Below are 13,189 nucleotides of genomic sequence, written 5' to 3' on the forward strand. Positions count from 1 at the left end.
GTGTCAGTGGAACTTTGGCAGCAGTGCGTGGAGCTTTTGCGCGAAGAGCTGCCTGCCCAACAATTCAACACTTGGATCCGTCCACTACAGGTCGAAGCCGAAGGCGACGAGTTGCGTGTCTACGCACCGAATCGTTTTGTTCTCGACTGGGTCAACGAAAAGTACCTGGGCCGCGTCCTTGAACTGCTGGATGAGCATGGCAACGGGATGGCGCCGGCACTGTCCTTATTAATAGGCAGTAAACGCAGTTCAGCACCACGCGCAGCACCCAATGCTCCGCTGGCTGCTGCAGCGTCCCAGGCTCAGGCTGCTCAAGCGCCGATTAGCGCACCGGCACCCGCTCCGACAGCTGCACCGACCAAGCGGGCTACCCAAAAGGTTGCCGAGGTCAGTGAAGAGCCGTCCCGCGACAGTTTCGACCCGATGGCCGGCGCCAGTTCTCAACAGGCTCCGGTTCGTGCCGAACAGCGTACTGTTCAGGTTGAAGGCGCGCTCAAGCACACCAGTTACCTGAACCGCACCTTCACCTTCGAAAACTTCGTCGAAGGCAAGTCCAACCAACTAGCCAGGGCTGCGGCCTGGCAGGTGGCGGACAATCCAAAGCATGGCTATAACCCGCTCTTCCTTTATGGCGGCGTCGGCTTGGGTAAAACCCACTTGATGCACGCTGTGGGTAACCACCTGCTAAAGAAGAATCCGAATGCCAAGGTCGTGTACCTGCATTCGGAGCGTTTCGTGGCCGACATGGTCAAGGCGTTGCAACTGAATGCCATCAACGAATTCAAGCGGTTCTACCGTTCAGTGGATGCGTTGTTGATCGATGACATTCAATTCTTTGCCCGCAAGGAGCGTTCCCAGGAAGAGTTTTTCCACACCTTCAACGCCCTGCTTGAAGGTGGTCAGCAAGTCATTCTCACCAGTGACCGCTACCCGAAAGAAATCGAAGGCCTTGAAGAGCGCCTCAAATCCCGCTTCGGCTGGGGCCTGACGGTTGCCGTCGAGCCGCCGGAGCTGGAAACCCGTGTGGCGATCTTGATGAAAAAGGCCGATCAGGCCAAAGTTGATCTGCCACATGACGCGGCGTTCTTCATTGCCCAGCGTATTCGCTCCAACGTCCGTGAGCTGGAAGGCGCGCTGAAACGCGTGATCGCCCACTCGCACTTCATGGGCCGCGACATCACCATCGAGCTGATTCGCGAATCCCTGAAAGACTTGTTGGCGCTGCAAGACAAACTGGTCTCTGTGGATAACATTCAGCGCACGGTCGCCGAGTACTACAAGATCAAGATCTCCGACCTGCTGTCCAAGCGTCGTTCACGTTCGGTCGCACGTCCGCGTCAGGTTGCAATGGCATTGTCCAAAGAGTTGACTAACCACAGCCTGCCGGAAATCGGCGATGTGTTTGGCGGCCGCGACCACACGACGGTTTTGCACGCCTGCCGCAAGATCAACGAGCTTAAGGAATCCGACGCGGACATCCGCGAGGACTACAAGAACCTGCTGCGTACACTGACCACATGATGAACACCAGCGCAGCTTATTAAGGCAAGGGACTAGACCATGCATTTCACCATTCAACGCGAAGCCCTGTTGAAACCCCTGCAACTGGTCGCAGGCGTCGTCGAACGCCGACAGACCTTGCCGGTGCTCTCCAACGTGCTGCTGGTTGTCGAAGGCCAGCAACTTTCGCTGACCGGTACCGACCTGGAAGTCGAGCTGGTTGGTCGTGTGCAACTCGAAGAGCCGGCAGACCCAGGCTCCATCACCGTGCCGGCGCGCAAGCTGATGGACATCTGCAAGAGCCTGCCGAATGACGCGCTGATCGACATCAAGGTCGACGAGCAGAAGCTGGTGGTGAAAGCTGGCCGTAGCCGCTTCACCCTGTCGACGCTACCCGCCAACGATTTCCCTACAGTGGAAGAAGGCCCGGGCTCGCTGACGTGCAGCCTGGAGCAAAGCAAACTGCGTCGCCTGATCGAACGCACCAGCTTCGCCATGGCTCAGCAGGACGTTCGTTACTACCTGAACGGCATGCTGCTGGAAGTGTCGGCCGGCATCATCCGCGCCGTTGCCACCGACGGTCACCGTCTGGCCATGTGCTCGATGCAGGCCGACATCGGTCAACCCGATCGCCATCAGGTCATCGTCCCACGCAAAGGTATCCTTGAACTGGCGCGCCTGCTGACCGAGCCGGACGGCATCGTCAGCATCGTCCTGGGTCAGCACCATATCCGTGCAACTACCGGCGAATTCACGTTCACCTCGAAACTGGTTGACGGCAAATTCCCGGATTACGAGCGCGTTCTGCCTAAAGGTGGCGACAAACTTGTACTGGGCGACCGTCAAGCGCTGCGTGAAGCCTTCAGCCGTACCGCGATTCTGTCCAACGAGAAGTACCGTGGTATCCGTCTGCAACTGGCCAACGGTCAGCTGAAAATCCAGGCGAACAACCCGGAGCAAGAAGAAGCGGAAGAAGAAGTGGGTGTTGAATACAACGGCGGCAATCTGGAAATCGGCTTCAACGTGAGTTACCTGCTCGACGTGCTGGGTGTGATGACCACTGAACAAGTTCGCCTGATCCTGTCCGACTCCAACAGCAGCGCGTTGGTGCAAGAGTCCGACAACGACGACTCGGCTTACGTTGTCATGCCGATGCGCCTGTAATCATGTTCAGCAGAAGCTAGATGTCGCTCAGTCGCGTCTCGGTCACCGCGGTGCGCAATTTGCACCCGGTGACCTTCTCTCCCTCCCCCCGAATCAACATTCTTTACGGCGCCAACGGCAGCGGCAAAACCAGTGTTCTGGAAGCCATTCACCTGCTGGGGCTTGCCCGTTCGTTCCGTAGCACCCGTCTGTTGCCGGTCATTCAGTACGAACAATTAGCCTGTACGGTATTTGGTCAGATCGAATTGGCTGAGGGGGGGAACAGCGCGTTGGGCATATCGCGTGACCGTCAGGGTGAATTTCAGATCCGCATCGACGGTCAGAATGCGCGCAGTGCGGCGCAGCTGGCGGAAATCATGCCGTTGCAGCTGATCAACCCTGACAGCTTTCGTTTGCTTGAAGGCGCACCGAAGATTCGCCGACAGTTTCTCGACTGGGGTGTGTTCCATGTGGAACCACGATTCATGTCCACTTGGCAGCGCTTGCAGAAGGCCCTGCGCCAGAGAAACTCTTGGCTGCGACATGGTACACTTGACGCCGTTTCGCAAGCGGTTTGGGACAGGGAACTGTGCCAGGCCAGCGCTGAAATCGATGAATACCGCCGCGCTTATATCAAAGTCTTGAAACCAGTCTTTGAACAAACCTTGAGCGAACTGGTTGAGCTTGAAGGCTTGACCCTCAGCTATTACCGAGGCTGGGACAAAGACCGCGAACTGAGTGCAGTACTCGCTGGATCCCTGCAACGGGATCAGCAAATGGGTCACACCCAGGCCGGACCACAACGCGCTGATTTGCGTCTAAGACTGGGCGCACATAATGCCGCGGACATCTTGTCCCGGGGTCAGCAGAAGTTGGTGGTCTGCGCATTGCGGATAGCCCAAGGGCACTTGGTTAGCCAAGCTCGACGCGGCCAGTGTATTTATCTGGTGGATGACCTGCCGTCCGAACTGGACGAGCACCACCGACGCGCGCTGTGCCGCTTGCTGGAAGACTTACGCTGCCAGGTCTTTATCACCTGTGTAGATCATGAATTATTGAGGGAAGGCTGGCAGACGGAAACGCCAGTCGCTCTGTTCCACGTGGAACAGGGCCGTATCACCCAGACCCACGACCATCGGGAGTGAAGGCATTGAGCGAAGAAAATACGTACGACTCAACGAGCATTAAAGTGCTGAAAGGCCTGGATGCCGTACGCAAACGTCCCGGTATGTACATTGGTGACACCGACGATGGCAGCGGTCTGCACCACATGGTGTTCGAAGTGGTCGATAACTCGATCGACGAAGCTCTCGCCGGCCACTGCGACGACATCAGCATCATCATTCACCCGGATGAGTCCATCACCGTTCGTGACAACGGCCGTGGCATCCCGGTAGACGTGCACAAAGAAGAAGGCGTTTCGGCAGCCGAGGTCATCATGACCGTGCTGCACGCCGGCGGTAAGTTCGATGACAACTCCTACAAAGTATCCGGCGGTCTGCACGGTGTAGGTGTGTCGGTGGTGAACGCCCTGTCCAAAGAACTGGTCCTGACCGTTCGCCGCAGTGGCAAGATCTGGGAACAGACTTACATTCATGGTGTTCCGAAAGAGCCGATGAAGATCGTTGGCGAAAGCGAATCCACTGGTACCCAGATTCACTTCAAGCCTTCAGAAGACACCTTCAAGAACATCCACTTCAGCTGGGATATCCTGGCCAAGCGGATTCGTGAACTGTCCTTCCTCAACTCCGGTGTCGGCATCGTCCTCAAGGACGAGCGCAGCGGCAAGGAAGAGCTGTTCAAGTACGAAGGCGGCCTGCGTGCATTCGTTGAATACCTGAACACCAACAAGACTGCGGTCAACCAGGTGTTCCACTTCAACATCCAGCGTGAAGACGGCATTGGCGTGGAAATCGCCCTGCAGTGGAACGACAGCTTCAACGAGAACCTGTTGTGCTTCACCAACAACATTCCACAGCGCGATGGCGGTACTCACTTGGTGGGTTTCCGTTCCGCACTGACGCGTAACCTGAACACCTACATCGAAGCTGAAGGTCTGGCGAAGAAGCATAAAGTCGCGACCACCGGTGACGACGCCCGTGAAGGCCTGACCGCGATCATTTCGGTGAAAGTACCGGATCCGAAGTTCAGCTCCCAGACCAAAGACAAGCTGGTTTCTTCCGAAGTGAAGACCGCCGTCGAACAGGAAATGGGCAAGTACTTCTCCGACTTCCTGCTGGAAAACCCGAACGAAGCCAAACTGGTCGTCGGCAAGATGATCGACGCGGCGCGTGCTCGTGAAGCGGCGCGTAAAGCCCGTGAAATGACCCGCCGCAAAGGCGCGCTGGATATCGCCGGCCTGCCGGGCAAACTGGCTGACTGCCAGGAAAAAGACCCTGCCCTTTCCGAACTGTACCTCGTGGAAGGTGACTCTGCTGGCGGCTCCGCCAAGCAGGGGCGTAACCGTCGCACCCAGGCCATCCTGCCGCTCAAGGGCAAGATCCTGAACGTCGAGAAGGCGCGCTTCGACAAGATGATCTCTTCGCAAGAAGTGGGCACCTTGATCACCGCGCTGGGCTGCGGCATCGGCCGCGACGAGTACAACATCGACAAGCTGCGCTACCACAACATCATCATCATGACCGATGCTGACGTCGACGGTTCGCACATCCGTACCCTGCTGCTGACCTTCTTCTTCCGTCAGTTGCCAGAGCTGATCGAACGCGGCTACATCTACATCGCTCAGCCACCGCTGTACAAGGTCAAGAAAGGCAAGCAAGAGCAATACATCAAAGACGACGACGCCATGGAAGAGTACATGACGCAGTCGGCCCTTGAAGATGCGAGCCTGCACCTGAACGAAGAAGCCCCAGGTATCTCCGGCGAGGCGCTTGAGCGTCTGGTGAATGACTTCCGTCTGGTGATGAAGACCCTCAAGCGTCTGTCGCGCTTGTACCCTCAGGAGCTGACCGAGCATTTCATCTACCTGCCCGCGGTGAGCATGGAGCAACTGTCCGATCACGCAGCAATGCAGGATTGGCTGGCTCAGTACGAAGTTCGCCTGCGTACCGTCGAGAAGTCCGGCCTGGTTTACAAAGCCAGCCTGCGTGAAGACCGCGAACGTAACGTCTGGCTGCCAGAGGTCGAACTGATCTCCCACGGCCTGTCGAACTACGTCACCTTCAACCGCGACTTCTTCGGCAGCAACGATTACAGGACTGTCGTTTCCCTGGGCGCGCAACTGAGCACCCTGTTGGACGACGGTGCGTACATCCAGCGTGGCGAGCGTAAGAAGCCGGTGACCGAGTTCAAGGAAGCCCTTGAATGGCTGATGGCTGAAAGCACCAAGCGTCACACCATCCAGCGATACAAAGGTCTGGGCGAAATGAACCCGGATCAGCTGTGGGAAACCACCATGGACCCAAGCCAGCGCCGGATGCTCAAAGTGACCATCGAAGACGCCATCGGCGCAGACCAGATCTTCAACACCCTGATGGGTGATGCGGTCGAACCTCGCCGTGACTTCATCGAAAGCAACGCCTTGGCGGTTTCCAACCTGGATTTCTGATCCAGCGAACCTGCCAAACCAAAAAGGCCAACGCTTAGCGTTGGCCTTTTTTATGGACTAAAAACACCTCGATTCAGGTCGTCCACTCCTTTAGTTCATAGAGTGGAAAACCGCAAATCCGAGGCATAAAAAAACCGGCTATATCAGCCGGTTTTTTTGCGCCCGAAAAAAACTTATGCACCATTTTCTGCGTTTTATGTGTTTAAGAAATATGTATATAAATCATAAACTTATAAAACAATAACGCTGCTTTTCGACAAAACGGTACACAGGTTATCCACAGAATCTCAGACAGTCACTTGATCACTGGCAGTCGGCGCCGCCGGGGTTGCCGGAAGTGAACCCATTTCCCGTTGCATCTGCTCGTTCCAGGCTTGCACCCGGTCGTTCAGATCGGCAATGGCGCGAGGCCCGCTACCCTCTGCGTACATCGGTTCGCCTATGATCACGGTGATGACACCCTGCTTCTTCGCCCAGCCGGTTTTTGGCCAGAACTTGCCGGCATTGTGCGCAATCGGCAACACGGGAAGCTCAGCGTTGACGGCCAAGGCGGTACCACCGCGAGAAAATTTCCCGATGGTGCCAAACGGAACCCGTGTCCCTTCCGGAAAGATCAGGACCCAGACGCCGTCCTTGAGCAACTCGTCGCCTTTCTTCGCCACATGCTTGAGCGCGGCTTTTGGATTGTCGCGGTCGATAGCAATTGGTCGCAGCATGGCCATGGCCCAGCCGAAGAACGGCACATACAGCAATGAACGCTTGAGCACCTGGCTCAACGGCTCGAAGTAAGCGGAGAGAAAGAACGTCTCCCACGTGCTCTGGTGGTTCGATTGGATCACGCAGGGTTGGTCAGGCACGTTCTTGGCGCCCTTCACTTCGTAGCTGATGCCCAGGAACACTTTGCTCAGCCACAAGGCGCAGCGGCACCAGTACACATTAATGAAGCGATATCGCGCCTTGAACGGCAGAAAAGGCGCGATGAAAAAGCTCAGGCTGCACCAAAGCAAAGAGCTGGTGCCCAGCAACAGATAAAAGAGGAACGTTCTGATGGCCTGCAGTATCGACATGGTGACGTTTACCGTGCGGGCTCTGCCCGTCTATAAGCGCACTCCCGATCAGTCCTTAATCGGAACAATCGAAGCACTTTAATTGTGGATAAGTTCTGCGGCAATCGCCGCCAGATCGTCAAAAATCAAGGTGCCCACCGGTAGGGACTTGCCCAGAGTCTTTACGCCTTTCCCGGTCTTTACCAAAACAGGTTGTGAATCGACGGCTTTGGCGGCTTCCAGGTCACCAAGGCTGTCGCCGACGAACCAGAGATTGGTCAGCGACACGTTGTAATGCCCGGCGATGGTTTTCAACATCCCGGGTTTCGGCTTGCGGCAATCGCAGCCTTCGTCCGGCCCGTGCGGGCAATAGACGATCAGCCCGACTTCACCGCCCTGCTCCGCCACCAATGAGCGCAAGCGCTCGTGCATGGCGTCCAGGGTGGCAATGTCGTAATAGCCGCGAGCGATGCCCGACTGGTTGGTAGCGACGGCTACCGTCCAGCCGGCCTTGCTCAACTGCGCGATGGCTTCGATCGAACCGGGAAGTGGAATCCACTCCTCCACCGACTTGATGTAAGCGTCGGAGTCGTAATTGATCACCCCGTCGCGATCGAGAATCAGCAGTTTCAACAGCAGCCCCTTAGCCCAGCAGCGAGATATCAGCGACGCCCAGGAACAGACCGCGCAGACGTGCCAGCAATGCATAACGGTTGGCGCGCACCTTGGCATCTTCCGCGTTGACCATCACTGCTTCGAAGAAGGCATCCACCGGCTCGCGCAATGCGGCCAGGCGTGCCAGCGATTCGCTGTACTGACGGGCCGCGGCCATCGGCTGAACAGCCTGGTCCGCCTGCTGGATCGCCGAGTACAGGGAGAACTCGTTGGCATTGTCGAAGTACTTGGCTTCAACCACCGTCGGAACGGAGCCTTCGACCTTGCTCAGCAAGTTCGATACGCGCTTGTTCACCGCAGCCAGGGCCGCAGCTTCCGGCAATTTGCGGAAAGCTTCTACCGCTTGAACACGCTGGTCGAAGTCCAGTGCCGAACCCGGCTTCAGGGCACGCACCGACAGGTAAGTCGCGACATCCACGCCTTCGTCTTCGTAACGGGCACGCAGACGGTCGAAGATGAACTCCAGCACGGCGTCGTTGAGGCCGGCAGCCTTGACCTTGGCACCGAACGCATTCACGGCGAAAGCCACGGCGTCGTTCAGGTCCAGATCGAGCTTCTTGTCGATCAGGATACGCAGCACGCCGAGTGCAGCACGGCGCAAGGCGTACGGGTCTTTGCTACCGGTTGGCAGCATGCCGATACCGAAAATGCCAACCAGTGTGTCGAGCTTGTCGGCGATGGCCACGGCTGCACCGGTCAAGGTGGTCGGCAGTTCAGCACCGGCACCGCGCGGCATGTACTGCTCGTTCAGCGCCAGAGCGACTTCTTCCGGCTCGCCGTCGTTGAGGGCGTAGTAGTAACCGGCGACACCTTGCATCTCCGGGAACTCACCGACCATTTCGGTCGACAGGTCGCACTTGGACAGCAGGCCAGCACGGGACGCCCAGGCTGCATTGCCGCCAATACGCTGGGCGATGAACGCAGCGAGTCTGGAAACACGCTCGGCCTTGTCATAGACGCTGCCGAGTTTTTCCTGGAACACCACGTTCTGCAGGCGCAGGTTGAAGTCTTCGAGTTTTTGCTTCTTGTCTTGCTTGAAGAAGAACTCGGCGTCGGTCAGTCGTGGGCGAACCACTTTCTCGTTACCGGCGATGATCTGCTGCGGGTCTTTGCTTTCGATGTTGGCCACGGTAATGAAACGTGGCAGCAACTTGCCGTCGGCATCCAGCAGGCAGAAATACTTCTGGTTGTCCTGCATGGTGGTGATCAGCGCTTCTTGCGGCACGTCGAGGAAACGCTCTTCGAACGAGCACACCAGCGGCACTGGCCATTCGACCAGCGCGGTCACTTCGTCGAGCAGCGCCGGTGGAACAATCGCCGTGCCTTCCTGACGGGTGGCCAGTTCTTCGGTGCGCTTGCTGATGATCTCGCGACGCTCGTTGGCATCGGCCAGGACGTAAGCGGCACGCAAGTCGGCCAGGTAATTGGCCGGCGAGGTGATGCGTACATTTTCCGGGTGATGGAAGCGGTGGCCACGGGAATCGCGGCCAGCCTTCTGGGCGAGGATGGTGCAATCGATGACTTCGTCACCGAGCAGCATCACCAGCCATTGGGTCGGACGAACGAATTCTTCCTTGCGAGCGCCCCAACGCATGCGTTTCGGGATCGGCAGGTCGTTCAGCGAATCTTCGACGATGGTCGGCAGCAGGCTCGCGGTCGGCTTGCCGGCGATGCTTTGGCTGTAACGCAGTTTCGGGCCGCTCTGATCGATTTCGCTCAACTCGACGCCGCACTTCTTGGCAAAACCCAGGGCTGCCTGGGTCGGGTTGCCTTCGGCATCGAACGCTGCCTGACGTGGCGGACCATCGAGGTTGATGCTGCGATCCGGTTGCTGGGTGGCCAGCGACGTGATCAGCACGGCCAGGCGACGCGGCGCGGCGTAGACGGTTTTGGTCTCGTAGTTCAGGCCGGCCGCTTGCAGGCCCTTGTCGATACCGGCGAGGAACGCCTCGGCCAGGGTGTTCAGGGCTTTGGGTGGCAGTTCTTCAGTGCCCAGTTCAACCAGAAAATCCAGAGCACTCATTGTGCAGCCTCCAGCTTGGCCAGTACTTCGTCACGCAGGTCCGGGGTCGCCATCGGGAAGCCCAGCTTGGCGCGAGCCAGCAGGTAGGCTTGCGCAACGGAACGCGCCAGGGTGCGTACTCGCAGAATGTATTGCTGACGCGCGGTCACCGAGATCGCCCGGCGTGCATCCAGCAGGTTGAAGGTATGGGAGGCCTTCAGCACCATTTCGTAGCTCGGCAACGGCAGCGGCTGGTCGAGTTCGATCAGGCGCTTGGCTTCGCTTTCGTAGAAATCGAACAGTTCGAACAGTTTCTCGACGTTGGCGTGTTCGAAGTTGTAAGTGGACTGCTCCACTTCGTTCTGGTGGAACACGTCGCCGTAGGTCACTTTGCCGAACGGACCGTCAGCCCAGACCAGGTCGTAGACCGAGTCCACGCCTTGCAGGTACATGGCCAGACGCTCCAGACCGTACGTGATCTCGCCGGTCACCGGGTAGCATTCGATGCCGCCCGCTTGCTGGAAGTAAGTGAACTGGGTCACTTCCATGCCGTTGAGCCAGACTTCCCAGCCCAGACCCCAGGCGCCGAGTGTTGGCGATTCCCAGTTGTCTTCGACGAAGCGAATGTCGTGGACCAGCGGGTCCAGGCCGACATGCTTGAGGGAGCCCAGGTACAGTTCCTGGAAGTTGTCCGGGTTCGGCTTCAGCACAACCTGGAACTGGTAGTAGTGCTGCAGACGGTTCGGGTTTTCACCGTAGCGGCCGTCAGTCGGACGGCGGCTTGGTTGCACGTAGGCGGCGTTCCAGGTTTCCGGGCCAATGGCGCGCAGGAAGGTCGCGGTGTGGAAAGTGCCGGCGCCTACTTCCATATCGTAGGGCTGAAGTACCACACAACCTTGCTCGGCCCAGTATTGCTGGAGGGCGAGGATCAAGTCTTGGAAGGTACGCACGGCTGGCGTAGGCTGGCTCACGAAATTCACCTGTTTCTTGGGCTGCGATTTAAAGAGCGGGAGTATACCCGATTCGTTGCTGCGCACGCCCCCTGGAGCCTTATGCCACGCTGCTTTTGGTGTTCCGAAGATCCGCTGTACATGGCTTATCACGATCAGGAGTGGGGCACGCCGCTACGCGATGCGCAGGGATTGTTCGAGTTGCTTTTGCTCGAAGGGTTCCAGGCCGGTCTTTCCTGGATCACTGTGTTGCGCAAACGCGAGCATTATCGCCAGGTGATGTTTGGGTTTGATGTACAGCGCGTGGCGCAAATGAGCGACGCGGAAATCGATGAATTGATGCTCGACCCGGGCATCATCCGCAACCGCCTCAAGCTCAACGCGGCCCGGCGTAATGCGCAGGCCTGGCTGGCGCTGGAGGACCCGGTGGCGTTTCTCTGGTCGTTCGTCGGCGGTACGCCGGTGATCAATCATTTCAAGGATCGCAGCGAAGTTCCGGCCGTCACGCCGACCGCCGTGGAAATGAGCAAAGGCCTGAAAAAGGCCGGCTTCACGTTCGTCGGCCCGACGATTTGCTACGCGCTGATGCAGGCCTCGGGCATGGTCATGGACCACACCCGCGATTGCGATCGCTACGCGACTTTAGCGAACGGCGGTTAGAATAGCCGCCTCGCGCACAGCACAAATTCAGGAGTGACCTGTGGATAAGTTGAAAGGCGCCTTGCTGGTAGGCGCTCTGCGGCTGTTTGCCCTGCTTCCGTGGCGGGCCGTACAGGCCGTGGGCTCGGCGATTGGCTGGGTCATGTGGAAAACCCCGAACAGATCCCGCGACGTGGTGCGGATCAACCTCGCCAAATGTTTTCCACAGATGGACCCGGCCGAGCGTGAGCGCCTGGTGGGCCAGAGCCTGAAGGACATCGGCAAGTCCCTGACCGAAAGCGCCTGCGCGTGGATCTGGCCGGCCCAGCGCTCCATTGACCTGGTGCGCGAAGTCGAAGGCCTCGACATTTTGAAGGACGCCCTCGCCTCCGGCAAAGGCGTGGTCGGCATCACCAGCCACCTGGGCAACTGGGAAGTGCTCAATCACTTCTATTGCAGCCAGTGCAAACCGATCATTTTTTATCGTCCACCGAAGTTGAAGGCTGTGGATGAATTGCTGCAAAAGCAACGGGTACAGCTTGGCAACAAAGTGGCCGCTTCCACCAAGGAAGGCATCCTCAGCGTCATCAAAGAAGTGCGCAAAGGTGGTGCAGTGGGCATTCCCGCTGACCCGGAACCGGCCGAATCCGCCGGAATTTTCGTGCCCTTCTTCGCAACCCAGGCGCTGACCAGCAAGTTCGTGCCGAACATGCTCGCCGGCGGCAAAGCGGTCGGCGTGTTCCTGCATGCCCTGCGGTTGCCGGACGGTTCGGGCTACAAAGTGATCCTGGAAGCCGCGCCAGAGGCCATGTACAGCACCGACACAGCGGAGTCCTGTGCGGCCATGAGTAAAGTGGTCGAGCGTTATGTCGGGGCGTATCCGAGCCAGTACATGTGGAGTATGAAGCGCTTCAAGAAGCGTCCACCGGGTGAAGAACGCTGGTATTGAGTTGATTGGCATGATCTGTGGATAATTCCCGAGCCTGGGTTATCCACAACTGTTCATTAAAGGGCGCAGAAGATGTCCGAACACCGCAAATCGTTTCGCATCAAAATCAGCCATGAAAGCTTCGGTGAATGCCTGGGCCAGACACGAAACCTTTCGACCACGGGTGTCTACGTCAAACATCCGGGGCTGTCGTCGTTGCCTAAGGGCGCGGTGGTCTATGGGCAGGTGCAGGGCTTACCCACAGGTGCGCCGCGTGTGCGCATGGAAGTGATTCAGGTGGATGCCGACGGGATAGGCCTGCGCTACCTCTGATCAGTGCGCGTTGCGCTCGAGCTTCTTCAGAAACACCGTCATCTCCTTCTCTGCCTGCTTGTCGCCATGGGCGCGAGCGGCATTCAGACCTTGTTCCCACGCCTGCCGGGCCGCCGCGAAATCCTCCTGCGCCAGCCAGGCCTTGCCCAATAGTTTCCAGGCCGCCGAATACTTCGGATCGAACTCGACACAGCGCTGGAAATGCTCGGCAGCCTTGGCGTTTTCCCCAAGATCCAGATAACCCTTGCCCAGGCCAAAGCGCAGCAATGAGTTATCCACACCCTTGGCGAGCATTTTTTCCAGGGATTCGATCATCAGCACTACCCCTCAGTCAGTGATCGTTCCCACGCTCCGCGTGGGAATGCCTCAATGGATGCTCGGCGTCCGCTTCGGCAGGGACGCGAA

The 13,189-nt window shown here is 58.1% G+C and carries 12 protein-coding genes; 7 read left to right on the forward strand and 5 right to left on the reverse strand.

Going from position 1 to position 13,189, the window contains the following annotated elements:
* From dnaA to gyrB, 4 genes are read left to right on the forward strand one after another with little or no spacing between them, the layout of a single operon-like run.
* Positions 1 to 1,521, forward strand: coding sequence for a chromosomal replication initiator protein DnaA (gene dnaA, locus LOY55_RS00005; protein ID WP_046030917.1), 1,521 nt, complete (start codon positions 1 to 3; stop codon positions 1,519 to 1,521).
* A gap of 39 nt (positions 1,522 to 1,560) precedes the next feature.
* Positions 1,561 to 2,664, forward strand: a complete 1,104-nt coding sequence (gene dnaN, locus LOY55_RS00010; protein ID WP_017341709.1) for a DNA polymerase III subunit beta — start codon at positions 1,561 to 1,563, stop codon at positions 2,662 to 2,664.
* Positions 2,665 to 2,684: 20 nt separating this feature from the next.
* The gene (recF, locus tag LOY55_RS00015) at positions 2,685 to 3,788 is read left to right on the forward strand and encodes a DNA replication/repair protein RecF (protein WP_109786867.1); all 1,104 of its coding nucleotides are present in this window, start codon (positions 2,685 to 2,687) and stop codon (positions 3,786 to 3,788) included.
* Between the two features lie 5 nt (positions 3,789 to 3,793).
* Positions 3,794 to 6,211 carry a DNA topoisomerase (ATP-hydrolyzing) subunit B gene (gene gyrB, locus LOY55_RS00020; protein ID WP_109786917.1) on the forward strand — a complete coding sequence of 806 codons (2,418 nt, stop codon included), beginning with the start codon at positions 3,794 to 3,796 and terminating at the stop codon, positions 6,209 to 6,211.
* Positions 6,212 to 6,498: 287 nt separating this feature from the next.
* Here the strand turns inward: gyrB and LOY55_RS00025 are convergent, their stop codons facing one another.
* From LOY55_RS00025 to glyQ, 4 genes are all read right to left on the reverse strand, one after another.
* Entirely contained in the window at positions 6,499 to 7,278 is a 780-nt protein-coding gene (locus LOY55_RS00025; RefSeq protein ID WP_046030975.1) for a 1-acyl-sn-glycerol-3-phosphate acyltransferase, read from the reverse strand.
* Positions 7,279 to 7,356: 78 nt separating this feature from the next.
* Positions 7,357 to 7,896 carry a D-glycero-beta-D-manno-heptose 1,7-bisphosphate 7-phosphatase gene (gene gmhB, locus LOY55_RS00030; RefSeq protein ID WP_223522376.1) on the reverse strand — a complete coding sequence of 180 codons (540 nt, stop codon included), beginning with the start codon at positions 7,894 to 7,896 and terminating at the stop codon, positions 7,357 to 7,359.
* Positions 7,897 to 7,900: 4 nt separating this feature from the next.
* Entirely contained in the window at positions 7,901 to 9,955 is a 2,055-nt protein-coding gene (gene glyS, locus LOY55_RS00035) for a glycine--tRNA ligase subunit beta (RefSeq protein ID WP_258667404.1), read from the reverse strand.
* Positions 9,952 to 10,905, reverse strand: a complete 954-nt coding sequence (gene glyQ / locus LOY55_RS00040) for a glycine--tRNA ligase subunit alpha (RefSeq protein ID WP_003213601.1) — start codon at positions 10,903 to 10,905, stop codon at positions 9,952 to 9,954. Before glyQ ends, glyS begins: the two co-directional genes overlap by 4 nt.
* Positions 10,906 to 10,986: 81 nt before the next feature.
* Here glyQ and LOY55_RS00045 point away from each other — a divergent pair, with 81 nt between their 5' ends.
* The 3 genes from LOY55_RS00045 to LOY55_RS00055 all read left to right on the forward strand — a co-directional run bounded on the left by LOY55_RS00045 (position 10,987) and on the right by LOY55_RS00055 (position 12,784).
* Positions 10,987 to 11,544 (forward strand): DNA-3-methyladenine glycosylase I, encoded by a 558-nt coding sequence (locus LOY55_RS00045; protein ID WP_046030982.1) that lies wholly within the window; start codon positions 10,987 to 10,989, stop codon positions 11,542 to 11,544.
* Between the two features lie 40 nt (positions 11,545 to 11,584).
* Positions 11,585 to 12,472 carry a lysophospholipid acyltransferase gene (locus LOY55_RS00050; protein ID WP_046030983.1) on the forward strand — a complete coding sequence of 296 codons (888 nt, stop codon included), beginning with the start codon at positions 11,585 to 11,587 and terminating at the stop codon, positions 12,470 to 12,472.
* A 72-nt stretch (positions 12,473 to 12,544) separates the two neighbouring features.
* The gene (locus LOY55_RS00055; RefSeq protein ID WP_109786870.1) at positions 12,545 to 12,784 is read left to right on the forward strand and encodes a PilZ domain-containing protein; all 240 of its coding nucleotides are present in this window, start codon (positions 12,545 to 12,547) and stop codon (positions 12,782 to 12,784) included.
* On the opposite strand, the gene LOY55_RS00060 is transcribed toward LOY55_RS00055, so the two are convergent.
* Positions 12,785 to 13,102 carry a tetratricopeptide repeat protein gene (locus LOY55_RS00060; protein ID WP_177412261.1) on the reverse strand — a complete coding sequence of 106 codons (318 nt, stop codon included), beginning with the start codon at positions 13,100 to 13,102 and terminating at the stop codon, positions 12,785 to 12,787.
* Positions 13,103 to 13,189: the final 87 nt, after the last annotated feature.

The organism is Pseudomonas sp. B21-040 (genome assembly GCF_024748695.1).
Classification (GTDB): domain Bacteria; phylum Pseudomonadota; class Gammaproteobacteria; order Pseudomonadales; family Pseudomonadaceae; genus Aquipseudomonas.